The 24,099-nt window shown below is 66.6% G+C and carries 26 protein-coding genes; 10 read left to right on the forward strand and 16 right to left on the reverse strand.

Annotated elements, in window-relative coordinates; translation table 11 throughout:
- Nucleotides 1-195: 195 nt before the first annotated feature.
- Nucleotides 196-2,586, reverse strand: coding sequence for an ATP-dependent Clp protease ATP-binding subunit ClpA (clpA, locus tag I5E68_RS00800; protein ID WP_197159867.1), 2,391 nt, complete (start codon nt 2,584-2,586; stop codon nt 196-198).
- A 137-nt stretch (nt 2,587-2,723) separates the two neighbouring features.
- Nucleotides 2,724-2,954: a DUF1192 domain-containing protein gene (locus I5E68_RS00805; RefSeq protein ID WP_197159870.1), complete on the reverse strand. Its 231-nt coding sequence runs from the start codon at nt 2,952-2,954 to the stop codon at nt 2,724-2,726.
- An 86-nt stretch (nt 2,955-3,040) separates the two neighbouring features.
- Between I5E68_RS00805 and I5E68_RS00810 the strand changes: the two genes are divergently transcribed.
- From I5E68_RS00810 to fabI, 4 genes are all read left to right on the forward strand, one after another.
- A complete protein-coding gene (locus I5E68_RS00810) occupies nt 3,041-4,054 on the forward strand; it encodes an NAD(P)H-quinone oxidoreductase (protein ID WP_228726991.1) in 1,014 nt (337 codons plus the stop codon).
- Between the two features lie 55 nt (nt 4,055-4,109).
- Entirely contained in the window at nt 4,110-4,730 is a 621-nt protein-coding gene (locus I5E68_RS00815; RefSeq protein WP_197159872.1) for a glutathione S-transferase family protein, read from the forward strand.
- Nucleotides 4,731-4,794: 64 nt separating this feature from the next.
- Nucleotides 4,795-5,916, forward strand: a complete 1,122-nt coding sequence (locus I5E68_RS00820) for a YihY/virulence factor BrkB family protein (RefSeq protein WP_228726743.1) — start codon at nt 4,795-4,797, stop codon at nt 5,914-5,916.
- Complete coding sequence (fabI, locus tag I5E68_RS00825) at nt 5,913-6,716, forward strand: enoyl-ACP reductase FabI (protein WP_197159874.1); 804 nt, start codon at nt 5,913-5,915, stop codon at nt 6,714-6,716. The genes I5E68_RS00820 and fabI overlap by 4 nt, the downstream gene beginning before the upstream one ends.
- A 102-nt stretch (nt 6,717-6,818) precedes the next feature.
- Here fabI and I5E68_RS00830 read toward each other — a convergent pair whose 3' ends face one another.
- The 5 genes from I5E68_RS00830 to I5E68_RS00850 all read right to left on the reverse strand — a co-directional run bounded on the left by I5E68_RS00830 (nt 6,819) and on the right by I5E68_RS00850 (nt 11,445).
- Entirely contained in the window at nt 6,819-7,397 is a 579-nt protein-coding gene (locus I5E68_RS00830) for a hypothetical protein (protein ID WP_197159875.1), read from the reverse strand.
- A 190-nt stretch (nt 7,398-7,587) separates the two neighbouring features.
- Entirely contained in the window at nt 7,588-8,127 is a 540-nt protein-coding gene (locus tag I5E68_RS00835; RefSeq protein ID WP_197159876.1) for a demethoxyubiquinone hydroxylase family protein, read from the reverse strand.
- Between the two features lie 13 nt (nt 8,128-8,140).
- Nucleotides 8,141-8,623, reverse strand: a complete 483-nt coding sequence (locus tag I5E68_RS00840) for a disulfide bond formation protein B (RefSeq protein ID WP_197159877.1) — start codon at nt 8,621-8,623, stop codon at nt 8,141-8,143.
- 10 nt (nt 8,624-8,633) lie between these two features.
- The gene (locus I5E68_RS00845) at nt 8,634-10,031 is read right to left on the reverse strand and encodes a S41 family peptidase (protein ID WP_197159878.1); all 1,398 of its coding nucleotides are present in this window, start codon (nt 10,029-10,031) and stop codon (nt 8,634-8,636) included.
- A 145-nt stretch (nt 10,032-10,176) separates the two neighbouring features.
- Entirely contained in the window at nt 10,177-11,445 is a 1,269-nt protein-coding gene (locus I5E68_RS00850; RefSeq protein WP_228726745.1) for a murein hydrolase activator EnvC family protein, read from the reverse strand.
- A gap of 257 nt (nt 11,446-11,702) precedes the next feature.
- Here I5E68_RS00850 and I5E68_RS00855 point away from each other — a divergent pair, with 257 nt between their 5' ends.
- Nucleotides 11,703-11,855, forward strand: a complete 153-nt coding sequence (locus tag I5E68_RS00855) for a hypothetical protein (protein WP_197164854.1) — start codon at nt 11,703-11,705, stop codon at nt 11,853-11,855.
- A 31-nt stretch (nt 11,856-11,886) separates the two neighbouring features.
- Here the strand turns inward: I5E68_RS00855 and I5E68_RS00860 are convergent, their stop codons facing one another.
- The 5 genes from I5E68_RS00860 to I5E68_RS00880 form a co-directional block, all read right to left on the reverse strand.
- Nucleotides 11,887-12,312: a 23S rRNA (pseudouridine(1915)-N(3))-methyltransferase RlmH gene (locus I5E68_RS00860; RefSeq protein WP_197159879.1), complete on the reverse strand. Its 426-nt coding sequence runs from the start codon at nt 12,310-12,312 to the stop codon at nt 11,887-11,889.
- 245 nt (nt 12,313-12,557) lie between these two features.
- On the reverse strand, nt 12,558-12,956 hold the full coding sequence (gene rsfS / locus I5E68_RS00865) for a ribosome silencing factor (protein ID WP_370463713.1): 399 nt from the start codon (nt 12,954-12,956) through the stop codon (nt 12,558-12,560).
- A gap of 134 nt (nt 12,957-13,090) precedes the next feature.
- A complete protein-coding gene (locus I5E68_RS00870) occupies nt 13,091-13,792 on the reverse strand; it encodes a nicotinate-nucleotide adenylyltransferase (RefSeq protein ID WP_197164393.1) in 702 nt (233 codons plus the stop codon).
- A 10-nt stretch (nt 13,793-13,802) separates the two neighbouring features.
- Nucleotides 13,803-14,852, reverse strand: coding sequence for an aldo/keto reductase (locus I5E68_RS00875; RefSeq protein WP_197159881.1), 1,050 nt, complete (start codon nt 14,850-14,852; stop codon nt 13,803-13,805).
- Between the two features lie 109 nt (nt 14,853-14,961).
- On the reverse strand, nt 14,962-16,251 hold the full coding sequence (locus I5E68_RS00880; RefSeq protein WP_197159883.1) for a glutamate-5-semialdehyde dehydrogenase: 1,290 nt from the start codon (nt 16,249-16,251) through the stop codon (nt 14,962-14,964).
- A gap of 348 nt (nt 16,252-16,599) precedes the next feature.
- Between I5E68_RS00880 and I5E68_RS00885 the strand changes: the two genes are divergently transcribed.
- Both I5E68_RS00885 and I5E68_RS00890 read left to right on the forward strand, forming a co-directional pair.
- Complete coding sequence (locus tag I5E68_RS00885) at nt 16,600-17,727, forward strand: M23 family metallopeptidase (protein WP_197159886.1); 1,128 nt, start codon at nt 16,600-16,602, stop codon at nt 17,725-17,727.
- A gap of 1 nt (nt 17,728) precedes the next feature.
- Nucleotides 17,729-18,145, forward strand: a complete 417-nt coding sequence (locus tag I5E68_RS00890; protein ID WP_197159888.1) for a bactofilin family protein — start codon at nt 17,729-17,731, stop codon at nt 18,143-18,145.
- 297 nt (nt 18,146-18,442) lie between these two features.
- Here the strand turns inward: I5E68_RS00890 and I5E68_RS00895 are convergent, their stop codons facing one another.
- Entirely contained in the window at nt 18,443-19,150 is a 708-nt protein-coding gene (locus I5E68_RS00895) for a DUF1013 domain-containing protein (RefSeq protein WP_197159890.1), read from the reverse strand.
- 164 nt (nt 19,151-19,314) lie between these two features.
- Nucleotides 19,315-20,265 carry a DnaJ C-terminal domain-containing protein gene (locus tag I5E68_RS00900; protein ID WP_197159892.1) on the reverse strand — a complete coding sequence of 317 codons (951 nt, stop codon included), beginning with the start codon at nt 20,263-20,265 and terminating at the stop codon, nt 19,315-19,317.
- A gap of 152 nt (nt 20,266-20,417) precedes the next feature.
- Here I5E68_RS00900 and pdxH point away from each other — a divergent pair, with 152 nt between their 5' ends.
- From pdxH to I5E68_RS00915, 3 genes are all read left to right on the forward strand, one after another.
- Nucleotides 20,418-21,029: a pyridoxamine 5'-phosphate oxidase gene (gene pdxH, locus I5E68_RS00905; RefSeq protein WP_197159894.1), complete on the forward strand. Its 612-nt coding sequence runs from the start codon at nt 20,418-20,420 to the stop codon at nt 21,027-21,029.
- A gap of 82 nt (nt 21,030-21,111) precedes the next feature.
- Nucleotides 21,112-22,062 (forward strand): cation diffusion facilitator family transporter, encoded by a 951-nt coding sequence (locus I5E68_RS00910; protein ID WP_197159897.1) that lies wholly within the window; start codon nt 21,112-21,114, stop codon nt 22,060-22,062.
- A gap of 669 nt (nt 22,063-22,731) precedes the next feature.
- A complete protein-coding gene (locus tag I5E68_RS00915; RefSeq protein WP_197159899.1) occupies nt 22,732-23,064 on the forward strand; it encodes a GIY-YIG nuclease family protein in 333 nt (110 codons plus the stop codon).
- On the opposite strand, the gene map is transcribed toward I5E68_RS00915, so the two are convergent.
- Nucleotides 23,012-23,797 (reverse strand): type I methionyl aminopeptidase, encoded by a 786-nt coding sequence (gene map, locus I5E68_RS00920; RefSeq protein WP_197159901.1) that lies wholly within the window; start codon nt 23,795-23,797, stop codon nt 23,012-23,014. The two genes, I5E68_RS00915 and map, sit on opposite strands and share 53 nt — an antisense overlap.
- Nucleotides 23,794-24,039, reverse strand: coding sequence for a ParD-like family protein (locus I5E68_RS00925; RefSeq protein ID WP_197159903.1), 246 nt, complete (start codon nt 24,037-24,039; stop codon nt 23,794-23,796). Before I5E68_RS00925 ends, map begins: the two co-directional genes overlap by 4 nt.
- Nucleotides 24,040-24,099: the final 60 nt, after the last annotated feature.

The raw sequence follows: 24,099 nt of genomic DNA on the forward strand, positions 1-24,099 counted from the left end.
GAGGCAGGCTATGGCGCTCGTCGAACGCGTGGTCGGCGCGTGGGCGAGTGGTCGCCGTTCGGATAGGTCGCACTGAAAAGGCACAGGGCCGGGGGCGGTCGTGCGTGTCGATAGTTGCTCGACAACGAAGGAGCCCGGCCTCTCGCGAGACCGGGCTCCTGATTTTCAGTCGTCCGTTGCCGGAGGCAGCGCGGATCAGTCGTCCGAGCTTGCCTCGGGCTTGGGATCGGCTTCGGAATCGGGACCGCTCTTCCTGGGCGGAGCCTTCTTCGCGGCCGGCTTGCGCTTCTTCGAGACCTTGGGCGCGGATGGAGTCAGCTCGAAGTTGAGACCGTTCGCGTCCTTGACCGTCACGTGGACCTCGCCGCCGTTCGCAAGCTTGCCGAAGAGCAGTTCCTCCGCGAGCGGTTGCTTGACCTTCTCCTGGATCACGCGGCCCATCGGACGCGCGCCGTAGAGGCGGTCATAGCCCTTGTCACCCAGCCATGCGCGGGCATCGGCGTCGAACTGGATGTGCACGTTCTGGTCTGCCAGCTGGAGTTCGAGCTGGAGGATGAACTTGTCGACGACGCGGCTGATGGTGTCCTTGGCTAGGTAGGCAAAGGGCACGATGGCATCGAGACGGTTGCGGAATTCCGGCGTGAAGAGGTTCTTGACCGCTTCTTCGCCCGCGTCCGCCTTCGACACGTCGCCAAAGCCGATGCCGTTGCGCGCCATGTCCGAAGCGCCCGCGTTGGTGGTCATGATGAGGACCACGTTGCGGAAGTCGACGGTCTTGCCGTGGTGGTCGGTCAGCTTGCCGTTGTCCATCACCTGCAGGAGGATGTTGAACAGGTCGGGGTGGGCCTTCTCGATCTCGTCGAGCAGCAGGACGCAGTGCGGCTGCTGGTCGATGGCATCGGTGAGCAGGCCACCCTGGTCGAAGCCGACGTAGCCCGGAGGCGCACCGATCAGGCGCGAGACCGAGTGGCGCTCCATGTACTCGGACATGTCGAAGCGCTGCATCGGAATGCCCATGATCGAGGCGAGCTGCTTGGCAACCTCGGTCTTGCCGACGCCGGTGGGGCCCGAGAACAGGAACGAGCCGATCGGCTTGTCCGGATCGCGCAGGCCCGCACGGCTGAGCTTCATCGCGGTCGACAGCACGTCGATGGCCTTGTCTTGGCCGAAGACGACGCGCTTGAGGTCGCGTTCGAGATTCTCGAGCGCCTTCTTGTCGTCCTTCGACACCGACTTGGGCGGGATGCGGGCCATGGTCGCGATGACCTGCTCGATCTCGCGTGCACCGATGGTCTTCTTGCGGCGGCTGGGCGGCACGAGCATCTGCATCGCGCCGACCTCGTCGATCACGTCGATCGCCTTGTCGGGCAGCTTGCGGTCGTTGATGTAGCGCGCCGAAAGCTCGACCGCAGTCTTGATCGCATCGGGGGTGTACTTGACCTTGTGGTGGTCCTCGAAGGCCGAGCGCAGACCCTTGAGGATCTTGATCGTGTCCTCGACCGAAGGCTCGTTCACGTCGATCTTCTGGAACCGGCGCAGGAGCGCGCGGTCCTTCTCGAAGTGATTGCGGAATTCCTTGTAGGTGGTCGAGCCGATGCAACGGATCGTGCCGCCCGACAGCGCGGGCTTGAGCAGGTTCGATGCATCCATCGCGCCGCCGCTGGTGGCGCCGGCACCGATCACGGTGTGGATCTCGTCGATGAACAGGATCGCGTGGGGCATCTTCTCGAGTTCGGAAACGACCTGCTTCAGGCGTTCCTCGAAGTCGCCGCGATAGCGCGTCCCTGCGAGCAGCGAGCCCATGTCGAGCGAGTAGATCACCGCCTCGGCGAGCACCTCGGGCACTTCGCCCTCGACGATCTTGCGCGCGAGGCCTTCTGCGATGGCGGTTTTGCCCACGCCCGGATCGCCCACGTAGAGCGGGTTGTTCTTCGAGCGGCGGCACAGGATCTGGATCGTGCGGTCCACTTCGGGGCCACGGCCGATCAGCGGGTCGACCTTGCCGTTCAGCGCCTTCTCGTTGAGGTTGACGCAGAACTGGTCGAGCGCTGAATCCTTCTTCGAGCTGCTCTTGCTCTCGGCCTTTTCCTCGGGCTGGGGCGCGGCCTCGTCGTTGCCCTTGGGGTTGCGGTCCTCGATCCGGCGACCGCCCTTGCCGATGCCGTGGCTGATGTAGCTGACGGCGTCGAGGCGGCTCATGTCCTGCTGCTGCAGGAAGTAGACCGCGTAGCTGTCGCGCTCGGAGAACAGGGCGACGAGCACGTTGGCACCGGTCACCGTATCCTTGCCCGAGGACTGGACGTGCAGGATCGCGCGCTGGATCACCCGCTGGAAGCCGGCGGTGGGCGAGGGGTCACCCTTGTCGTCGGTCTTGAGCGACTGGTATTCCTGGTCGAGATACTGGCGCACCACGTCGCCGAGATCGCCGAGGTCCACGCCGCAAGCCTGCATGACCTGCGCCGCGTCGGGATCGTCGATCAGCGCAAGCAGCAAGTGCTCGAGCGTCGCGTACTCGTGGCTCCGCTCGGACGCGTGGGACAGAGCCGTGTGCAGGGTCTTTTCAAGGCTTTGGGCGAAACTAGGCATTTAGCATTCTCTCGGTTGGGAGGATGACTCTCCTTGCGGGAAAGCGTGACCGTGGCGGGTTACATAATTCATATAAGCACGATCGGGACGGTTGCGAGGCGACGGGCTGTCGCCGGGTGCGAGGCCGATCGCACCGATCATGAAGAGGAACCTGAGGGGCCGGAGCTGAACAGCGCCTGTGCGGCGAGCATGTGCCTGGCAGATGCCGTGCGATGCGCCTCAATGCGCTGGATTTCGGTCTGTAGCAGGGAGATACGTTCATCGAGTTCGTCCAGCGAATAGCGCTCGAGGCTTTCGCTGGCGAGTTGACTGGCAAGCCCGAGCTCGTGCCCGGAAGAGTGCCGCCGCGGTCGATCATCATCGTCCATCCCACGCAGCATCGGACTGTAATCGCCCGCTGTCAATGGCCCGAAAACAGTTCCCTTGGACGGCCATCGTGTGGCACCAAGTGGCCATGCAAGAGGTGATCGCCGATACCATCCCGCAAACGATGACCGCCGTCGGCTTCGACGAACCGGGCGGACCCGAGGTCCTTTATGCGGGCGAACATGCAGTGCCCGTCCCCGGACCCGGCGAAGTACTGGTCAAGGTTGCCTTTGCCGGGGTGAACCGCCCCGACGTGGTGCAGCGCCAGGGCAAGTATCCTCCGCCACCCGGAGCGTCACCGCTGCCCGGGCTCGAGATCTCGGGCACCGTTGTCGCACTGGGCGAGGGGGTGCGGGCGCCGGCCATCGGCGAGCGGGTCTGTGCGCTGGTCGCGGGCGGGGGTTATGCACAGTATTGCAAGGCGCGTGCCGACCAGTGCCTGCCGGTTCCCGCCAACCTGGCGCTCGACGAGGCTGCCGCGCTGCCCGAGACGCTGTTCACCGTGTGGCACAACGTCTTCGAGCGCGGCTATGCCCGCGAGGGCGATACCTTGCTGGTCCACGGCGGCACGAGCGGAATCGGCTCGATGGCGACGATGCTGGGCAAGCTCTTCGGGCTTACCGTCATCGTCACCTGCGGCTCGCCCGAGAAGTGCGCGCGCGCGCGCGAGATCGGGGCGGATCACGCGATCGACTACAAGGCGAGCGACTTCGTCGAGGAAGTCGCGCGCATTACCGGGGGGCGCGGGGTCGATATCGTGCTCGACATGGTCGCGGGCGACTACGTCAAGCGCAACCTCAAGTGCCTCGCCATGGACGGACGCCACGTCACCATCGCAGTACAGGGCGGCATCAAGGCCGAGGTCAACATGGCGGTGGTGATGAGCCGGCGCTACACGCTCACCGGCTCGACGCTGCGCTCGCGTTCGGACACCTTCAAGGCTCTGCTCGCACAAGAGATCATCGCCAACGTCTGGCCGCTGGTCCTCTCGGGCGAGCTGCGTCCGGTGATGGATCGCAGCTTCGCGCTCGCCGATGCCGCCAGGGCGCATGCCCATATGGAAGATGGCGGACATGTGGGGAAGATCGTCCTCGAGGCCTGACCGGCCGGAAGGGTTGCTACGGCGCCCGTGCGCCGCTTTCGAGGAGTGAAACGACGTGTCTACAAGGCTCGTGCTGCACGAGGACGTGCGCAGCGGTAACTGCTACAAGATCCGCCTGACCGCGGCCTTGCTCGGCACGAGGCTCGAGCGGCGGGGGTACGACATCCTCAAGGGCGATACGCGCAGCCCCGACTTCCTCGCACAGGTCAACGCCAACGGGCGCATCCCGGTCCTGCAGGTCGGGACCCGCTTCCTGCCCGAAAGCAATGCCGCGTGCTGGTATCTTGCCGAGGGCAGCGCGCTGATCCCCGAAGACGCTTTCCAGCGGGCGGACATGCTGCGCTGGATGTTCTTCGAGCAGTACAACCACGAGCCCAACATCGCGACCTTGCGGTTCTGGCTGCTTTACCTCGGCGAGGCGAACCTGAGCGCGACCCAGCGCGGGCAGATTCCCGTCAAGCGCGCTGCCGGCGAGGAAGCGCTGCGGGTCATGAACGAGCATCTCGCCGCGCGCGACTGGTTCGTCGGCGATTCGGTCTCGCTCGCCGACCTGGTGCTCTATCCCTACACGCACGTCTGCGAGGCCGGGGGATTTCGCCTTCAGGACTATCCCGCGATCTGCCGCTGGCTCGACCGGATCGCGGCTTTGCCCGGCTACGTCGCCATGTCCGCCTGAGAGCGCCGCTGGAGGGGGCCTCGTTCAGTATCCTTTCCCGGCCAGAAGGAAGCTCGCTGGTGCGATGCCTTCATCCGGTGAAGGATTTGATCCGCAGCGTGCCAGCGCCTATCTCGGCGCCATGAAGGCCGACCCGCCGCCCTCCGAAGCCTTTGCGGCTCCCGGTCCCGTGCAGGACCTTACGCCCGAGGGGCGTCGCCGCGCGGCCCTGCGGCAGCGCGCCGGACGACGCGAGAGCGGGCGAGGCACGGGCAAGCGTCTCGCCTCGACGCTGCGTCGCAAGGCGGGGCCGGGATCGCGCTTCTTCGAAATCGTGCGCCGGGTCCTAGCAGGGGCGTGGAACGATGGTTTCATCCATGCCGGAAACCTCGCCTACATGACCTTGCTGGCGCTGTTTCCCTTCTTCATCGCACTGGCGGCGATCTTTTCGGCGCTGGGCGAAGCGGCGCGGCTCGATGCCTCGATTGACGCGGTACTGGTCGCGATGCCGCCACGCGTCTCTGAAGTGCTCGCCCCGGTCGCGCGCGATGTCGTCGCCGCACGCCATGGGTGGCTGCTGTGGATCGGAGGGCTGTTCGGCCTCTGGACCGCGACCAGCCTGATCGAGACCGTACGCGATATCCTGCACCGCTCCTACGGGACGGCCAAGTCGCGCGCTTACTGGCACTATCGCCTCTCCTCGACCGGACTGATCTTCGCCTCGGTCCTTCTCCTGCTGGTTTCACTGTCCTCGCAGGTGCTGATCAGCGCGCTGGAGGAGATCCTCGCGATCCTGTTTCCGGCGCTCACCGGCGCAGTCGATCGTATCGTCGTATCCCGGCTGGTGAGTGCGGGCACGCTGTTTGGCTCGATCTACGGGCTGTTTCTCATGCTGACTCCGCGCGAATACCAGGCGCGAAGCCATCCCAAGTGGCCCGGCGCGGCGCTCGTCACGCTGTGGTGGCTGCTCGTCGCATGGGCTTTGCCGCGCGTCTTGCGCAACTTCTTCGTCTACGATCTCACTTATGGAAGCCTCGCCGGGGTGATGATCGCGCTTTTCTTTTTCTGGCTTGTCGGCTTAGGGATGGTAGTGGGCGCCGAACTCAATGCCGCGCTGACGGTCTCGCCCGAGGAGCGGGACTTGCTCGGACAACCGGGCGTCGCGGCGGGGACAGGCGATAACGAAGTACAGGAAGATAAAGAATGACCGGTCTGATGCAGGGGAAACGCGGCCTGATCATGGGCCTTGCCAATGACAAGTCGCTGGCCTGGGGTATCGCCAGGAAGCTGCACGAACAGGGCGCTGAGCTCGCCTTCACCTATCAGGGCGATGCCCTTGCCAAGCGCGTGCGCCCGCTGGCCGAGAGCCTGGGCAGCGATCTGCTGATCGACTGCGACGTCTCGAGCATGGACGCGATCGATGCCGCTTTCGCCAAGCTGGGCGAGAGCTGGGAGACGATCGACTTCGTGGTCCACGCGATCGGCTTCTCGGACAAGAGCGAGCTGCGCGGCAAGTACGTCGACACCAGCCTCGACAACTTCCTGATGACCATGAACATCTCGGCCTACAGCCTCGTCGCGGTCACTAAGCGCGCGATGGCGATGATGCCGAACGGTGGTTCGATCCTGACGCTGACTTACTACGGCGCGGAAAAGGTCGTGCCGCACTACAATGTCATGGGCGTTGCCAAGGCCGCGCTCGAGACCTCGGTGCAGTACCTTGCCAACGACCTCGGGCCGCAGGGTATCCGCGTCAACGCGATCTCTGCCGGGCCGATCAAGACGCTCGCCGCCAGTGGTATCGGCGACTTCCGCTACATCCTCAAGTGGAACGAGCTCAACGCGCCGCTGCGCCGCAATACCACGATCGAGGACGTGGGTGGTTCGGGCCTCTATTTCCTGTCCGACCTGTCCTCGGGCGTGACCGGCGAGGTCCATCACGTCGATTCGGGCTACCACGTAGTCGGGATGAAGCAGGAAGACGCGCCCGACATCGCACTGGGCTGACCGCGCGTCGAGCCGTGACGAAAAAGGGGCCGGGAAGTTCGCTTCCCGGCCCCTTTTTCATATCTTGTGTCGGGGGGCTTCGCGCGCCCGACTGCGCCGCGCTCAGGGCTGCTGGGGACCGCCAGTCGTATCGTCGCCCTTCTCGGCCGCATCGCGTTCTGCCTGCTGGCGGCGCTGCTGTGCGAAATAGGCCTCTTCGGCTTCCTCGACGCGCCTTTGCTGTTCGGCCGCTTCGGAATCGATGGTCGAGAGGCGCTTGGCGCGTTCTTCCGCGATCAGCTCGGACATCTTGACGTCGGTACCGTTGGCGCGCTCGGCTGCGGCCTTGTCGAGCAGCTGCTGGGTGCAGCCCTGCGATCCGCCTGCGCCGACCGGCGAGCAGCTCAGGGTGCCGAAGGCGCCGACCGTCTCGTAGGCATCGACCTTGTTGCTCCACGACTGGGCGGTGGGCGAGTCGACCCCGCGCAAGGGCGCGGGAATGCGGTAGCGTTCGCCCTCGGGCTTGCGAGCGCACACGGTGATCTCGTCACCGTTCGAGGCCGGACAGGGATCGTCGCCATAGACGATGACCTGATTGACCTTGTCGCCCGGATCGTCCTGAGCGGCAGCGGGCGCGCTTGCAAGGCACGCGCCGGCAAGCAGCGCAGCCAGCGTGGCGGAGGCGGTCATTAGGCGGGTCATCGCGGGTCACTCCACTCGATACGGGGCCCTGACAGGGCCATTGGCAAGAAGCCATGGGCATTGGCTCGTCGCACCTGGCCCAAGCTATACCCGTTCACGGCTTGAACGACAGCTTAAGTTCGCGCGTGAAAGATTGCCGGGTGCCCGAAATCCAACGCGCGCACTTGCTTACCGGTTTCAGCGAGCCGAGCTAGATTCGCTCGGACAGCTTGATGGCCGCGCGGCAGCCGAAGCGGATCGCGTGATAGAGCAGCGGATAGGCCGGGGCTTTTTCGGCCCCTGCGGCGAAAGCCGCATCGCGATGCTCGCGCTCTTCGTCGCGGAACTGGCGGATCACGCCGCCCAGTTCGGGATCCTCGTCGCCCAGTTCCTCGATCTGGTCGGTGTAGTGCTTGTCGATCTCGGTCTCGATCGCGGCGGTACAGGCCATTGCGGCCTCGGGGCCGATCAGGGCGGTAGCCGCGCCCAGCGCATAGCCTGCGACCGACCACACCGGCTGGAGCAGGGTCGGGCGTACGCCGCGCTCGGCGATCATCGCATCGAAGCGGGCGCGGTGTTCGGCTTCCTGCTCGGCCATGTGCGCGACCTCGCCGGCGTGCGGCGCGCGGTTGCCCATGACCGCCATCTGTCCGGCATAGATGCGCACGGCGCCGTATTCGCCGGCCTGATCGACGCGGATCATGCGCTCCGACTGGCGCGAGCTTGCGGGCTTGGTCGGGGTATCAGTCATTTCAGTTGGCCTTTCAACTCGCTGCATTGGCCCGGCCGATCAGGCCGAGCACGAGAAGGGCGCCGAGTGTCGAGAGCAGGAAGTTCCATCCCGCGAGCGAGATGCCGAAGAGCTCGAACTGGACGACGTCGCACCGCACCACCGGGGCCGCCATGATCGCGGCGAGCGGGTCGTGGCTCTGCGCGGCAGTGACGGCGCAGGTAGTGATGCCTTCCCACCAGCCATATTCGACCCCGGCGTGGAAGCCGCCGATCAGCCCCGAGACGAGGATCGCCAGCGCGGCGACGGCGACAAGCGGGCGCACCGGCCCGCGCAGGAAGGCGAGGGCAGCGAGCACCAGCGCGAACATGTGCGGATAGCGCTGCCACCAGCACATCTCGCATGGGTAGAGGCCAAAGCCGTACTGGCCGATATAGGCTCCGCCCAGCGCGAGGACCGGGATGGCGAGGGCGATCAGGCGCGCGGCTTTGACCGGCGGTGCAACGGGCAGGCTCATGGTTTCGGGCTCAGTCCTTGCGCGGCGTCGTGCTCGGCTTGGCGGCGGGGGCCTTTGCCGCAGGGGCCTTGGCAAGCGCGGGCTTGCCGGCGGTGCGCTCGAGCGTGGTCACCGCATAGTGCAGCTGGAAGTCCTCGATGCCCTGCTCCTTGAGCTCCTTGGCGGTCACCTTGAAGCGCGGATCGTCGATCTTGTCCTTCTCGAGGTCCTCGTCCTTGAGCGCTGCCTCGTTGATCAGGTGTCCGCGCAGGTCCGATTCGCGCACAGCCCGCTCGGCACGCGCCCGTGCGTCGGGGTCGGAGAGCTGGGGCACCTTGATGTCCGGCTCGATGCCGCCCTCCTGGACCGAGTGGCCCGAAGGAGTGAAGTAGCGCGCCGTCGTCAGCTTGACCGCGCTGGTGCGGTCGAGCGGGAGGAAGCTCTGTACCGAGCCCTTGCCGAAGGTGCGTTCGCCCATGATCACTGCGCGCTTCTGGTCCTGCAGTGCGCCCGCGACGATCTCGGAGGCCGAGGCGGAACCGGCATCAACCAGGACCACGATCGGCAGATCCTTGATGACGTCGCCGCGGAACATCGATTCGGCGCGGTAGAACTGGTTCTCGCTCGCGCGGCGGCCGCGCTGGGAGACGATCACGCCCTTGTCGAGGAACAGGTCGGAGAGCGCCACCGCCTCGTCGAGCGAGCCGCCCGGGTTCGAGCGCAGGTCGAGCACGAGGCCGACCATCTTGCCCACCCCGCTGGTTGCGGCCTGCTTGCGCAGGTCGGCGATGGCCGCGTTGACGTCCTTGCCGACATCGCGCGAGAATTCGTTGACCGAGACCACGCCGACGTCGCCCTTCAGTTCCCAGGTCACCGGTTCGAGCTCGATCACGCCGCGCGTCACGGTCACGTCGAAGGGCTCGTCGCGGCCCGGACGGTAGATCGTCAGCCTGATCGAGGTGCCCTCGGGCCCGCGCATCTTGGAGACCGCCTCGTCGAGGTCGCGCTCGTAGTAGAGCACGCCGTCGAGGTGCGTGATGTAGTCGCCCGCCTTGAGGCCCGCCTTGTCGGCCGGGCTGCCCTTGAACGGCGAGATGATCTTGACCGCGCCATCCTCCTCGATGACCGAGAGGCCGAGACCCGAGTAGTTGCCGTCGATCATCGTCTCGAGGCGCTGCAGGGCCGGGCCGTCGAGGTAGTTCGAATGCGGGTCGAGGCTCGCGAGCATGCCGTCGATCGCGCCCTTGAGCAGCTTGTCGTCATCGACCTGGTCGACGTAGTTGTCCTTCACCAGCGCATAGATGTGAAAGAGCTTGTCGAACTCGGGATTGACGCGCGAGTCGACCGCAGCCAGCCCGGAGGTGGCTGCGGGCAGGACGGCCACCGCGGAAACCAGCAGGGCGGCGCGCATCAGGGGGGCGAATTTCATCGGGCGTCATGCCTCTCGTTCGTGGGCCGGAAACGGTCACGTTCCGGTAGTGTGAATGCCATGATACCGGCGCGTGCCAGCAATTGCCAGCGGTCGGATTGCCCCAGGGGCCTGACCCGGGCTGCGGGCAGCGATCGCGGCGCGATCATAGCGAACGGACGTAATCCAGAGGATTAACGGGAGTTCCCTCGCGGCGCAGCTCGACCATCACCCGGGGATCGCGCGGGGCCGCGATGCCGAGCGGTGCGCCCGCGACGAGCGTCTCGCCTACGCGCACGTCTAGCCGGGCAAGGCCGGTGACGAGGCTCGTCCAGCCCCCCTCGTGTTCGAGAATCACGATCCGGCCATGGCCACGGTAGAGCCCGGCAAAGGCGACTCGCCCGGGTGCCGGGGCGATGGCCTGCGCATTGCCGCGGGGGGCTAGCGTGATGCCATTGGCGCGCGCCTGTCCGGGGGCCTCCTCGGCGAAACCGGTGACGAGGCGCCCCATGACCGGCAGGGTCCAGCTTCCCAGCCCTTCGGGCGGCGCGACGAACTGGGTGGCGACGACTTGCGCATCTTCCGGGCGCGGCGGGCGCATGATCGGTCCCGGCAATGCGGCGAGCTTTTCACGCAATTTGCCCTGCGCATCCATGGCCGCGACCAGTTCGCCAAGGTCGCGCGCCTTTTCTGCAAGCGCGAGGGCGCGCTCGTTCTCGCGCGTCGCGGTGCCGCCGACCGCGCGACTGGCGAGGCGCTGGCGCGTCTCGAGCGCGGCGAGGCGCTGGCGGCGTTCGCGCATGGTGGCCTGCGCCTGGCGCAGATCGGTCTCGGCGGCGAGTGCCTCACGTTCGAGACGGCGGCCCTTTTCGATCTCGGCGCGCAGGTCAGCGGTCCGCTTGTCGACTTCGGGCAGCACCGTGTCGAGCAGCGCGCGCAGGTAGACCGTGTCGCGTACCGAGCCGGGACGCAGCAGCGCGAGCAGCGGCGGGCGGCGCGAGAGCCGCTGGAGCGAGCCGGTGAGCCGCGCCAGCGGGCCCTGCCTCTCGGCAAGATCGGCGCGCAGTTTCATGCGCTGCGAGGCGATCAGCGAGATGCGTGCCTCGCGCGCGGCGATCGCGGCCTCGTTCTCCTGAATACGCGCGGCCAGCGCGGCGGTCTCGCGGGCTGCCTTGTCGGCCTCGCGCGTCGCGCTGCGGGCGCGGGCTTCGAGCTTCTCGGCACGCTTGCGCACGACCGCGCCTTCCTTGCGGGCAGCTTCGATCTGGGCGCGCGCTTTTGCCGCATCCAGTCCGGCGGTATCGATCGTCGAAAGTCGCTGTCCCGGCAGTCCAAGCCCCTCGCTCGCTGCCAGCAGGCTGCCCACGACGAGCGCACCAAGCACGAGGTGGCGCTGCGAGGGCAGGCTGGTCGGCAAGGACAGACTGGTCGGCAAGGGCATTTTCACAAGGTGATGCCTAGTCCAACATGGCTCGCGCGCCTAGGGCCTCTCTGGCGCGCCGCGCGGCCGACTTTCCACTGGCAGCACCGGCTGGTTGCGAAAGCGGAACGGCGCGCACGGGATGACTTTCGCGCTTCGGCCCCTATCTGGGAGCCGGGCGCGCGATCATGCGCGCCGGGCGGCCATTGGGGTCTGCCGACAACACCGCAAAAAGGGGTTGGACCGGGTCGATGTTTGCAATCGGGTGTCTGTTGCCCGCCGTCTTTTTCGTGGCCGGGGCCATTCTCGGAGCGATGCTGGGCGGCAATTCCGGGTCGATGTGGGGCGCAGGGATCGGCTTCGTGCTGGGCTGCGCGGTGCCGCTGGCGATGGTCGTCGCGATGCGCGGCGGGCGGGGCAAGTAGCGCGGGATCGAGCTGGCAGCCCGCCTCCGGTTCAGCCCGAACGGTGGTAGGGATGACCGGCGAGGATCGCGGTCGCGCGCCATAGCTGTTCGGCCAGCATCGCGCGCGCCATGAGGTGTGGCCAGGTCATCTTGCCAAAGCACAGCAGGTGATCGGCCTGCGCGCGGGCCTCGTCGCCGTGGCCGTCGGCAGCGCCGAGCAGGAAGCGGCATTCGCGCACACCCTCGTCGCGCCAGCGCCCGAGCAGGGCTGCGAATTCCTCCGAGGTCATGGCCTTGCCACGCTCGTCGAGCAGGACCTCGCGCACCGGCGTGTGGCGCGGCGGCGGGATTCTGACACCGACATCAGGCAGTTCGCTGTGCTGGAAGGGCCAGGTGATGCGTTTGGCATAGCGCTCGAGGAGCTCGGCCTCGGGGCTGCGCGCGATCTTGCCTCGGGCGATGATGTGGAGAAGCATGGCAAGTTCCCTAGGCGCGCTTCGGTCGTCACCGCAAGGCGCGGGATTCATCGGCCCGTTCCTCACGATGCTGCAACCCTGAGAGGACCGCTGCATGCGAGACGGCGATGAAAGCGGAACCCTTGCGCGACAGGGCATGAATCCTCGCCCCGCGCGTCAGGTCCTTCCGGTGCCCCGGCCGGTCATGGGCCGGGATGATCCTCTCTCGTTCGCGCCGCCCGGCAGTGCATGCCGGAGCGGTGACTTCAGGCTGCGCCCGAAGGTCCGTCGAAGCCCCACATGCGCTCGAGGTTGTAGAACGTGCGCACTTCGGGACGGAACAGGTGGACGACTACGCCGCCCGCATCGACCAGCACCCAGTCGGCTGCCGGAAGACCCTCGATGCGCGGAGCACCGAAGCCGTTCTGCTTGAGACGTTCGCCGAGTTTCTGAGCCATCGCGGCGACCTGGCGGGTCGAACGACCCGAGGCGATCACCATGAAGTCGGCAATGCTCGATTTACCCTCGAGATCGATGGTCACGAGGTCCTGGGCCTGATCGTCGTCAAGCGACTGCATGACGAGGGCCAGCAACGGATCGTCGCTGTCGACCATGGCCGGGGGCGTTGCGCCGGTCTGTTCCGGCTCAATCTGTGCCTGTGGCATCTAGTTTGGTTCTGCTCCTTTCTGGGATCGGCCGAGCACCGTGGTCTGCCCCGAGAGGGCGGGCCAAGGTGGCAGGTTCGATCGATTCAACGGCTTGGGCCGGATTTGCATGGAGAGGGGGCCTGTGGCCGACCTCACGCAGCATCGCCGGGAATCGGGCGGTACGTGACAGGATCGCGCGGAAATCGCTTGCCGGAATGACCGGCCATGGACTTCCGGGCCCAGTCCGGATCAGCCTGGCGTAGAGCCGTGGCCGACCGCGTATCGGGATCGAATCGCAATGTCACCAGCGCAGGTGCGCTCCACCTATCCGGACGTCTGAGACTGGACTGGGGCCTCCGGTACTTCCCCAACCAGGCCATCGCGGGGCTCGCGAAGGCATCTGCATCATACCCCGGTCGGGCGATAACCGCAATCGGGACGAGTCGCGCGATATCGCGCCAGTGTTTCCACTTATGGAATTGAGCGAGGTTGTCCGCCCCCATCAGCCAGACGAAGCGGCGTTTGGGGTAGCGGCGCAACAAGGCGGCAAGCGTGTCGGTGGTGAAACGGGTGCCCAGTTCGCGCTCGATCGCACTGACGCGGATCCGCGCGCGGCGACTTTGCCGCCGTGCCGATTCGATCCGCGCGCCGAGCGGGGCCATACCCTCGCGCGCCTTGAGCGGATTGCCCGGCGAGACCAGCCACCAGACCTCGTCGAGCGCGAGGGCCTCGAGCGCGAAGAGGCTGATGCGCCGATGCCCGCCGTGTGCGGGATTGAAGCTCCCGCCCAGCAGGCCGGTGACCGGCCCCTTGCGCGTCCCGGCCTGAGCGCCGGCGTATCGTGTCCCCCGCATCGCCATGACGTCAGGACTTCGGCGCCTCGCCGGCCTTGCCGCCCTGGCGATACTCGCCCTGACGCTCGATCATCCAGCCGGGGTAGCGCGGGGCGTTGGGCATGGCGGCATCGAGCCGGTCCATTTCGCCGCTATCGAGGTCGAGATCACTCGCCCCGAGGTTGTCGGTGAGCTGGTCGAGCCGCTTCGCACCCACGATCACGCTGGTGACCGCCGGCTTGGCGAGCAGCCAGGCGAGGGCGACCTGCGGCACGCTCGCGCCCTTGGCTTTCGCGATTTCGCGCATGACGTCGATCACGTCGAAGGCGCTGTCCTTGTCGACGGGCGGAAAATCGAACGAAGCGCGTCGTCCCTCGCCACCCGCCTTGTCGTCCTCGCGCGTATACTTGCCCGAGAGGAAGCCGCCGGCGAGTGGGCTCCAAACCATCAGCCCCAGACCCTCGCTCTCCAGCATCGGCACGATCTCGTGCTCGAGATCGCGGCCCGCGACCGAATAGTAGGCCTGGAGCGAGGCGAAGTGCTGCAGGCTCAGCCTTTCGGAAACGCCCAGCGCCTTGGCGATCTGCCAGGCCGCCCAGTTCGAGACGCCGATGTAGCGTGCCCGGCCCGAACGCACGATGTCGTCGAGTGCGCGCAGCGTCTCCTCGACCGGCGTATGCGGGTCCCAGCCATGGATCTGGTAAAGGTCGACGTGATCGAGCCCGAGCCGTTCGAGGCTGGCGTCGATCTGGTTCATGACGTGATAGCGCGAGGTGCCGGTGTCGTTGACGCCATCGCCCATGGGGCCCAGCACCTTGGTCGCGACGACCACGTCGCTGCGCGCCACGCCGAGATCGCGCAGCGCCTTGCCGGTCATCTCCTCGGACATGCCCGCGGAATAGACATTGGCGGTGTCGATGAAGTTGATCCCGGCATCGAGCGCGCCGCGCACGAGCGCGTTGACGTCGTCCTGGCCGATGCCGCCCATCGCAGCCCACATGCCCTCGCCGCCGAAGGTCATGGTCCCGAGGCACAGCTCCGAAACCTTGAGGCCGGTGCGGCCAAGCCTGTTGTATTTCATGAGGAAAGGCTCCTTTCGCGGCCGAGATGGGGATGCGCGGGCGGGCTTGCAAACCCGCTTCGCCGCATCCCCTTCGCAGCCCGGCTCAGGGGAGCCCGGGCGCGCCCGATCAGGGGCGTGCCTGGCCGGTGCCGCGCACCTGCCACTTGTAGGTGGTGAGACCCTCGAGCGCGACGGGCCCGCGCGCATGGAGGCGGCCGGTGGCAATGCCGATCTCGGCGCCGAGACCGAATTCGCCGCCATCGGCGAACTGGCTCGAGGCATTGACCATCACGATCGCACTGTCGACTTCGGCGAGGAAGCGTTCGGCAGCGGCATCGTCCCTGGTGATGATCACGTCGGTGTGGCCCGAGGAGTGCGCGGCGATATGATCGAGCGCTGCATCGAGGCCGTCGACGACCTTCACTGCGAGGATCGCCTCGAGGTACTCGGTGTCCCAGTCCTCGTCGGTGGCGGCGAGAATGCGCGAATCGATGGCGCGCGCGCGCGCATCGCCGCGCAGCTCGCAACCCGCCTCGATCAGCGCCGCGACGACCTTGGCCGAAGCCGGGAACTGCGCATCGAGCAGCAGGGTCTCCATCGCGCCGCAGATGCCGGTGCGGCGCATCTTGGCGTTGACCGCGACGTCGACCGCGGTGGCTTCGTCGGCATCGGCGTGGACATAGGTGTGGTTGATGCCGTCGAGGTGGGCGAGCACGGGCACGCGGGCATCGGACTGTACACGCGCGACGAGGCTCTTGCCGCCACGCGGCACGATCATGTCGATCAAGCCCGCTGCGGTCAGCATCGCACCCACCACGGCGCGGTCCTGCGTAGGCACGAGCTGGATCGCGGCCTCGGGGATGCCTGCCGAGGCGAGTCCCTTGGCGAAGGCGGCGCGGATCGCGTGGTTCGAGTGAACGGCTTCGCTGCCGCCACGCAGCAGCGCGGCATTGCCCGAGCGCAGGCACAGCGCGGCAGCGTCCGCAGTCACATTGGGCCGGCTTTCGTAGATGATGCCGATGAGGCCGATGGGAATGCGCACACGGCTCATCTTGAGCCCGTTGGGGCGGCTCGATTCCTCGATCACCTGACCGACCGGGTCGGGCAGCGAGGCGACCGCCTCGACCGCGTCGGCGATACCGGCCAGACGCTCGGGATCGAGACGCAGGCGATCGAGCATCGCGCCCGAGAGGCCCTTTTCTTCGCCTGCGGCGATGTCCTTGGCATTGGCTTCGAGGATCGCGGCCTCTTCGCTGCGCAGCGCCTTGGCGGCGGCACGCAGTGCCTCGGCCTTCTGCGCATCGCTCATGCGGGCGAGCACGCGCTGGGCGGCGCGGCCTTCGGTGGCGATACGCTCGACGAGCGCTTCGGGCGTCTCGGCAGTCTTGGTGCCGGCTTCGAGAGTTTCAACAGTCATGGTCGGGGCCTAACATTAGCTGGAGCACAAGTCACGGCGGCGGGCCGGTAGCAGGCTGGCGCCTGCGCGTCGGCATCGTGGCCGCCAAAGCAACTGAAAACGCGCAAGGGGCCTGCGCCTCGGGGCGCGCACGAAGGGCGCCGGACAGGGCCACGGGCCGCGCGAGTTGCCGAACGGTTACTAGTGCAAACGATGAGACTCGAAAGAGTTCCTGCGGTTCGTCGCGCGACTGGCTCGACTCAACCTGAATCGGGGCGGGTCTGCGGTCAGTCGATTCGCCACCCCGGCGGGCGGCTGCTACCCAAGGTGCCGGGGTAACGTACAGCAGAAAATGCACGCGGGGTCGTTTTGAATCTACAATCTGCCGGGGCGTTCCTGAAACGCCTCAGGACAGCATTCCCGGATCGCGAACTGATCATGCGATCGCAGGGACAAGTCCGTTTCATCCGAATTTCCTCCCGGCTTCAGGTCGTGGCGGCTGCTTCTGCCGGTGCGCTGGCAATCGCCTGGGGCGGTTCGCTCGGCGCGGTCGCGCTCGCCGGAATGTCGGCCGATGCCGAGCAGGCCGCGCTGCAGCAGCGCGAGGCCGAGGTCGCCCGCGCCGAGAACCGGGTCGCGCGCTACCGCTCGCAGACCGAGGAGGTCGCCTCCGATCTCGCGCAGCGCCAGAAGTTCATCGAGAAGGTCGTCGAGGCCCATATCGGCGATCTGCCCGAGGAAGGCGCCGCCAAGGACGCCGCGGGCGAGGCCGATGATGCGCAGGCAGCCAAGATCAGTGCCAACATGCCGCAATCGGGCCGTTTCGCGCATATCGAGGCCGCGCAGCTCGCCTTCGTCGAGCGCCTGACCCGCTACGCCGAGCAACGTGCCGATTCGGCCAGCAACGCGATCCGCAAGCTGGGCCTCAATCCGCGCACGATCGCTGCAAGCCAGCGGCGCGCACAGGGCGGTCCGCTGGTGAAGCTGGCGACTTCGGCCGACGGTTCGGTCGATCCGCGCTTCAAGAAGCTGGGCACCAGCCTCGAGCGGATGGAAGCGCTCGAGAACGGTCTTGCCTCGATCCCGCAGTACAAGCCGGCGCACGTCGCCTACGTCTCGTCGAGCTACGGCTATCGTTCCGATCCCTTCACGGGCGGCGCCGCCTTCCACGCCGGGCTCGATTTCCCCGGCCCGATGGGCTCGCCGATCTACGCTGCCGCCAAGGGCCGCGTAAGCTTCGTCGGTCGCCGTCACGGCTACGGCAACTGCATCGAGATCAGCCATGGCAACGGCCTGATGACGCGCTACGCCCACCTCTCGAAGTTCGACGCCCACGTCGGCGAGAAGGTCGAGGCAGGCACGCCGATCGCGGCGATGGGCAGCACTGGTCGCTCGACCGGACCCCACCTCCATTTCGAAGTCCGCGTGAACGGCAAGCCGGTCAATCCGCGTCCGTTCCTCGAGGCATCCCGCAATGTTCACAAAGAAAACAACTGATATGGCCAAGTCGCTTTCCGCAGCCCGCGCGGGCAATGCGTCGACCTTCTCGATGCTGTGCTCCGATACCGTCATCAGGGGCGATATCGAGGCCAGTGCCGACCTTCACTTCGATGGCCGGGTCGAGGGTGACATCACCTGTGCCTCGTTCGTCCAGGGCGCCGAGAGCGAGATCTCGGGCAACGTCAAGGCCGACAGCGCACGCATCGCCGGGCGCATCCGGGGCACGGTTACGGCACGCAACGTGGTGATCGAGAAGACCGCCTACATCGAGGGCGACGTCAGCTACGATAGCCTGACCGTCGAGCAGGGCGCGCGCATCGAGGGCCGTCTCGCACCCAGCGGTGGGCAGGTTCCGCCTGCGATTGGCAAGCAGACTGCGCCTGCCAAGCCGGCATTGGTTGAAGCGGCAGAGTAAGCATTGCAGGGGCGGGGCCTTGGCCCTCTTGCTCCCGTTGCGGCGCGCAAGGCGTCATCCCGGCGCAGGCCGGGGTTCTCATGGCCCTCGCGCTGATCTGCGCGCGTAGCGCAGGTTAGTCCGCACGTCCCTCGGCGGTCATTTTCTTGGCAGCGGGAAGTCACAACCAGCACGGCAGACCGGCATCCTCGCTCGATCGCTTTGCACTCGCATCCAGGCGCACCGACGGAAAAAGGGCCGCTCCTTCGGGAGCGGCCCTTTTTGCTGTCCGGCTTTGACGGACCGGGGAGGGAGGGCTTATTCGCCCCGGCCCTCTTCGGCTTCGGCAGCGCGCTTGGCTTCGAGCCAGGCGGCGGCTTCGGCTTCCTGTGCGGCCTCGTTTGCAGCCTTGGTGGCGGCCTGACGCTCGGCGCGCAGTTCCTCGATCAGCGCCTCGCGGTCGTCGGTCAGGCGCTCGTCACCCAACGCATCGCCCTCGATGCCGGCCTTCTTGGCAGCCTTGGCGACGATCGCGTCGAGCTCGCGCTGCGAGCACAGGCCGAGCGTGACCGGGTCCTTGGGGGTGATGTTGGCGATGTTCCAGTGCGAACGGTCGCGGATCGCCGCGATCGTGTTGCGGGTGGTGCCGATCAGCTTGCCGATCTGCGCGTCCGAGACCTCGGGGTGGTTGCGCAGAATCCAGGCGATGCCGTCGGGCTTGTCCTGGCGCTTGGAGACCGGGGTGTAGCGCGGACCCTTGGTGCGGCTCGCGGTGACCGGAATCTTGTGCATGCGCAGCTTGTATTCCGGATTCGCCTGACCCTTCTCGATCTCTTCCATGGTCAGTTCGCCGGCGCGCACGGGGTCGCGACCGGTGTACTTTGCGGATGCCAGGTCATCGGCCATCGCCTGCACTTCGAGCATGTGCAGACCGCAGAATTCCGCGATCTGTTCGAAGGTCAGCGCAGTGGTGTCGACCAGCCACGAGGCGGTCGCGTGCGGCATCAGCGGAGTGGGCTGGCTCATGTCTCTATCTCCGGCGGAAACAATAAGGGCCGCCCCTTCGCGGAGCGGCCGTACCGGCCCGACTTAGGAGAACTTTGCGGATTCGGCAAGGGACTGCGCCGATTTCGGCGTATTTGGCAAGCAGACCGGCGCGAGGACCGGTCCGATACTTTGCCAGTGAGCGCTCAGACCCCGAGTTTCGCGCGTACGTCGCGGGTGTCGCTCCAGCCCTCGAGCCTGCGCGCCAGCTCGGCATCGCCTTCGGGCAGGACGATCTCGAGCGCGATCAGCTGGTCGCCGCGCGTCCCGTTCTTGCGGCTCATGCCGCGGCCCTTGAGGCGCAGCACCTTGCCCGAGCTCGAGCCCGGGGGGATCGTCAGCATGACCGCGCCCGAGGGCGTGGGCGCCTTGACCTTGGCGCCGTTGAGCGCCTCGTCGAGCGTGATCGGCAGGTCCACGCGCAGGTCGTCGCCGTCGCGGGTGAAATAGGGATGCGGCTGGAGCGCGAGGGTGACGATGGCATCGCCCGCACCGCCCGGACCCGGCTCGCCCTTGCCCGAGAGGCGCATCTGCGTGCCGTCCTCAAGCCCCGCGGGCAGCTTGAGGTCGATCGTCTTGCCGTCGGACAAGGTGATGCGCTGGGGCTTGAGCTCGGCCGCATCGGCAAGGTTCACCGAAAGGCGATACGACACGTTGGCTCCGCGCGGCGCGGCGCGGGTGCGTGCCCCGCCACCCATGCCGCCGCCCATTCCGCCACCGCGCTGCGCGCCGCCGCCGAAGATGCCGCCGAACAGGTCCTCGAGGTCGATCCCGTCGTTACCGCCGAAACCACCGAAACCGCCGCTGCCGCCGCCCATGCCGCCACGCGGTCCACCACCGCCGAACCCTCCGCCGCCGAAGGGCATGGTAGGGTTTCCCTCCGCGTCGATCTCGCCGCGGTCGAACTGGGCGCGTTTTTCCTTGTCGGAAAGCAGGTCGTAGGCCTGGGTCACCGACGAGAAACGCTCGGCAGCCTTGGGGTTGTCCTTGTTGCGGTCGGGGTGGAGTTCCTTCGCGAGCTTGCGATAGGCGGACTTGATCGCCTTCTCGTCGGCCCCGCGCGACACGCCAAGGGTGGTGTAGGGATCTGTTGCCATGGTCCCTTTTAGCTAGGTGACGCTTGGCTGAACGGCAAGCTTTGCCCGCATCTTGCGAGCCACTTTCATCGCCGCGTCATGGCGCTTGCGCCTTCCCTCGCCGCGCTGGCGGGGCTATCGGGCACACGAACCGCAGGCAAAGGACCCGAACCATGGAAAGCGAACAGGCACGCGAAGTCATCCCGCACGGCGATCCGCTGGCGCTGTTCGAGACCTGGTACGAGGAGGCGCGCGCGAGCGAGCCCAACGATTCGAACGCCATGGCGCTCGCCACTGCGAGCCCCGAGGGCCGTCCCTCGGTGCGCATGGTCCTCCTGAAGGGCTATGGACCCGACGGCTTCGTCTTCTACACCAATGGCCACAGCCGCAAGGGCGGCGAGATCGCGGCCAATCCGCATGTCGCGCTGCTGTTCCACTGGAAGAGCCTGCGCCGCCAGATCCGCATCGAGGGCGCGCTCGCCCCGGTGAGCGAGGCCGAGGCCGAGGCTTACTTCCACTCGCGCCACCGCGATTCGCAGCTCGGCGCGGTCGCTTCCGACCAGTCGGCTCCGCTCGATTCGCGCGAGACCTTCCTTGCCCGCTACGAAGAGGCGCGCGCGCGCTTCGAGGGCGGCGAGGTCGAGCGGCCCAGGCACTGGGGCGGCTACCGCGTGGTGCCCGAGGCGATGGAATTCTGGCACGATCGCCCCTATCGCCTCCACGAGCGTCGCCGCTTCGTGCGCGATGGCGAAGGGACCTGGTCGAGCACGCTGCTCTATCCGTGACGCCGGACGCAGTGATCGGGACGCGGCGCAACTGAAGGACAGTGCAAATCAAAGGGCAGGGCCAATTGAAGGATACGGGGCAATGAGCGAGACCGGCGGGCGCGATCACGCCTGGCTCAACAAGAGCGCGGCTGCGGCGAGCATCTCCGCGGCGCTGGTGCTGCTCGCGCTCAAGGGCTGGGCGGCGTGGAGCACCGGCTCGACCGCGATGCTCGGCAGCCTCGCCGACACCACGCTCGACCTCGTGGCGAGCCTTGCGACCCTGCTCGGCGTGTGGATCGCGGCGCAGCCTGCCGACGACAAGCACCGCTTCGGGCACGGCAAGGCCGAGGCCATCGCGGCCATGTTCCAGATCGTCCTGATCTCGATTTCGGCGCTCGGCATCGCCGCGCGCGCGATCGAGCAGCTCATGGGCGGCGGCGAGGTCGCGGCAGCGGGCGAGGGCATAGCCGTCTCGGTAATCGCGATCCTCGTCACCTTCGCGCTGATCGGCTGGCAGCGCTACGTCATCCGCCGCACCAAAAGCCTCGCGATCAAGACCGACAACGTCCATTACCAGTCGGACCTGCTGCTCAACCTCGCGGTGATCGTGGCGCTCGCGCTCGAGGTCTTCGCAGGCCTTCGCGGCGCCGACGCGCTGTTCGGCCTCGGCATCGCGGGCTGGCTCGCCTGGGGCGCGTGGCAGGCCTCGCAGGAGGCGATCGACCAGCTCATGGACCACGAGTGGCCCGAGGAGAAGAAGGCACGCTTCCTCGACCTGCTCGCACGCAATCCCGACATCACCGGGGTCCACGACCTGCGCACCCGCACCTCGGGCAACAAGGACTTCGTCCAGTTCCACATCTGGGTCGACGGCAAGATGACCGTGCGCGAGGTGCACAAGGTCATGGACGAGATCGAGGATCGCATTCACGCCGAGTTCCCCGAGGTCGAGATCCTGATCCACCCCGATCCCGAGGGGCATGTCGACGAGCAGGGCAATGCCGCCAAGGATGTCCTCCCGCCGATACGGGTCGACCTCGCTGAGGGGTGAGGGTGGCGCCTGCGTCGGGGGCGGGTTTTCGGGCTATGTTCGTGGAGCCCGCCTTTGGTGCTCGTCTACAAACTTGACCGACACTTCTTTGCACGAGGTGCTGTGGAAAGGCGCCGACCCGGTTTTCCAAAAAAGCTGATCATCAGTGTGAGACACGGCAATCGCATCGTTCGAGATCCAGCGGACTTGCGCTTCAGCTTCCTCATAGTGCGAAGCTGCCGCGCAGCCGGCCATATACCAGTCGGGCAACCACCAAGACCTTACCATAACTACGATGGATGGCTCTCCACCGACAACCATCCGCTCGACTTGAGCTGCGCGCTTTCCGTCTGGTGAGATCGTCTGCGAGATTACGGTTCGACGTGAATCAAGGAAGGCCGCAGGCGCCATCCCCCAAATTGGGAGAGTTGCCAAGGCAACGAGCAGGATCACGGAAAAGATCACTATGATCTGCGTTCGGCGCTTCATCGAAGCACGATGTCAGGGATACCGCACGACTGCAATGCAATGGATCTACCTTGCATTGCGCGCCCATTCGCTCCGTCCACTACCTCAGTTCCACTGCTCGGAAGCGAGGGTTGACGAGGCTCTTACGATTCAGATGGGCCTGCACATTATCAATTCCCTTCGTCATTCCCGTGAAAGCGGGAATCCAGTAGCAACTTCGCCATGAAGGAGACCTTCGCGGCCTTGCTCTCCAAGCTTGTCTCGGGCCGGAAGGGCGCGCTCTTCACCGGCACTACGTCGAACGTGATCCAGCGCATCGCCCAGCATCGCAGCGATTACCTTGAGGGTTTCAGCGCCTGCCATGGGGCCGTGGCTGAAAACGGAGCTCGATCGTGGAAGGCAGTCCGCAGCGAAGCGCTCTCATCGCCGGTCTGGACTTTGAAGCGTTGCGCCGAGTGGATTCCCGCCTTCGCGGGAATGACGAAGAATTCGATACCCAGCTCTAAGCCGCCGTCTTCCCGCACCTTGCCGCGCGTTCGTCGGGGCGCAGGGTGAGGACGCGCACGCCATCGGCGGTCACTGCGACGGTGTGTTCGAACTGGGCGGAGAGCTTGCCGTCGGCGGTGACCACGCTCCAGCCGTCCTCGAGCTCGGCCACGGTGCGCCGGCCCTGGTTGAGCATCGGCTCGATGGTGAAGGTCATGCCCTCGCGCAGGACGAGCCCGGTGCCGGGGCGGCCGAAGTGGAGCACTTGCGGGTCTTCGTGCATCTCGCGCCCGATGCCGTGGCCGCAATATTCGCGCACCACGCTGTAGCCCGCGCTCCTTGCGTGGCTCTCGACGGCATGGCCGATGTCGCCGAGCCGCGCGCCCGGGCGCACTGCGGCGATGCCCTTCCACAAGGCGGCATAAGTCGTCTCGACCAGTCGGCGGGCGGCGGGGGAGACCTTGCCGATCATGTAGGTCTTGCTCGAATCGGCGATGTAGCCGTCCTTCTCGAGCGTGATGTCGAAGTTGACGATGTCGCCGTCCTGCAGCGTCTCCGTGGTGGAGGGCATGCCGTGGCAGACCACTTCGTTGCGCGAGCTGTTGAGCACATAGGGAAAGCCGTATTGGCCCTTGCTGGCGGGCCGCGCCTCGAGCGTGTCGACGATATAGGCCTCGACCAGGTCGTTGATCTCCATGGTCGTGCGCCCGGCGAGCGGCTGGGCGTCGAGATGGGTGAAGACCGATGCGAGCAGACGCCCGGCCTCGGCCATCAGCTCGATTTCCGCGGGGCTCTTGATCATGGCGTGCCGGCTCCGGCTGGCTGAGCACCAGGTGGCAGGGCACCGGGCGGTAGCGCCGGGTCGACGCCCGCCTCGCGCAGCTCGCGGCGCACGACTTCCTGGAACGGGAGGCCGGGATTGAGTTCGCACAGCATGCCGATCCTGATCCAGTAGGCGGCCTGTGCGTTGATCGAACGGCACGAGACCTTGCTGGCGCGGCGCAGCTGGTCGTGCAGCTCGTCCTCGATGTTGACGATGCCCATCAGCGGGGCCTTGCTATATGAACCATATACGCTTCGTATATTCCGCACAGGGGAAAGGCG

Origin of the sequence: Novosphingobium aureum (genome assembly GCF_015865035.1) — a bacterium.
Classification (GTDB): domain Bacteria; phylum Pseudomonadota; class Alphaproteobacteria; order Sphingomonadales; family Sphingomonadaceae; genus Novosphingobium; species Novosphingobium aureum.

What these genes read in the sequence shown, in the direction of transcription:
- clpA (WP_197159867.1), bottom strand. Translation starts at nt 2,586, where the DNA reads ATGCCTAGTTTCGCCCAAAGCCTTGAAAAGACCCTGCACACGGCTCTG.
- I5E68_RS00805 (WP_197159870.1), bottom strand. Translation starts at nt 2,954, where the DNA reads ATGGACGATGATGATCGACCGCGGCGGCACTCTTCCGGGCACGAGCTC.
- I5E68_RS00810 (WP_228726991.1), top strand. Translation starts at nt 3,041, where the DNA reads ATGCAAGAGGTGATCGCCGATACCATCCCGCAAACGATGACCGCCGTC.
- I5E68_RS00820 (WP_228726743.1), top strand. Translation starts at nt 4,795, where the DNA reads ATGCCTTCATCCGGTGAAGGATTTGATCCGCAGCGTGCCAGCGCCTAT.
- fabI (WP_197159874.1), top strand. Translation starts at nt 5,913, where the DNA reads ATGACCGGTCTGATGCAGGGGAAACGCGGCCTGATCATGGGCCTTGCC.
- I5E68_RS00830 (WP_197159875.1), bottom strand. Translation starts at nt 7,397, where the DNA reads ATGACCCGCCTAATGACCGCCTCCGCCACGCTGGCTGCGCTGCTTGCC.
- I5E68_RS00835 (WP_197159876.1), bottom strand. Translation starts at nt 8,127, where the DNA reads ATGACTGATACCCCGACCAAGCCCGCAAGCTCGCGCCAGTCGGAGCGC.
- I5E68_RS00840 (WP_197159877.1), bottom strand. Translation starts at nt 8,623, where the DNA reads ATGAGCCTGCCCGTTGCACCGCCGGTCAAAGCCGCGCGCCTGATCGCC.
- I5E68_RS00845 (WP_197159878.1), bottom strand. Translation starts at nt 10,031, where the DNA reads ATGAAATTCGCCCCCCTGATGCGCGCCGCCCTGCTGGTTTCCGCGGTG.
- I5E68_RS00860 (WP_197159879.1), bottom strand. Translation starts at nt 12,312, where the DNA reads ATGCTTCTCCACATCATCGCCCGAGGCAAGATCGCGCGCAGCCCCGAG.
- rsfS (WP_370463713.1), bottom strand. Translation starts at nt 12,956, where the DNA reads ATGCCACAGGCACAGATTGAGCCGGAACAGACCGGCGCAACGCCCCCG.
- I5E68_RS00870 (WP_197164393.1), bottom strand. Translation starts at nt 13,792, where the DNA reads ATGCGGGGGACACGATACGCCGGCGCTCAGGCCGGGACGCGCAAGGGG.
- I5E68_RS00875 (WP_197159881.1), bottom strand. Translation starts at nt 14,852, where the DNA reads ATGAAATACAACAGGCTTGGCCGCACCGGCCTCAAGGTTTCGGAGCTG.
- I5E68_RS00880 (WP_197159883.1), bottom strand. Translation starts at nt 16,251, where the DNA reads ATGACTGTTGAAACTCTCGAAGCCGGCACCAAGACTGCCGAGACGCCC.
- I5E68_RS00890 (WP_197159888.1), top strand. Translation starts at nt 17,729, where the DNA reads ATGGCCAAGTCGCTTTCCGCAGCCCGCGCGGGCAATGCGTCGACCTTC.
- I5E68_RS00895 (WP_197159890.1), bottom strand. Translation starts at nt 19,150, where the DNA reads ATGAGCCAGCCCACTCCGCTGATGCCGCACGCGACCGCCTCGTGGCTG.
- I5E68_RS00900 (WP_197159892.1), bottom strand. Translation starts at nt 20,265, where the DNA reads ATGGCAACAGATCCCTACACCACCCTTGGCGTGTCGCGCGGGGCCGAC.
- pdxH (WP_197159894.1), top strand. Translation starts at nt 20,418, where the DNA reads ATGGAAAGCGAACAGGCACGCGAAGTCATCCCGCACGGCGATCCGCTG.
- I5E68_RS00910 (WP_197159897.1), top strand. Translation starts at nt 21,112, where the DNA reads ATGAGCGAGACCGGCGGGCGCGATCACGCCTGGCTCAACAAGAGCGCG.
- I5E68_RS00915 (WP_197159899.1), top strand. Translation starts at nt 22,732, where the DNA reads ATGAAGGAGACCTTCGCGGCCTTGCTCTCCAAGCTTGTCTCGGGCCGG.
- map (WP_197159901.1), bottom strand. Translation starts at nt 23,797, where the DNA reads ATGATCAAGAGCCCCGCGGAAATCGAGCTGATGGCCGAGGCCGGGCGT.
- I5E68_RS00925 (WP_197159903.1), bottom strand. Translation starts at nt 24,039, where the DNA reads ATGGGCATCGTCAACATCGAGGACGAGCTGCACGACCAGCTGCGCCGC.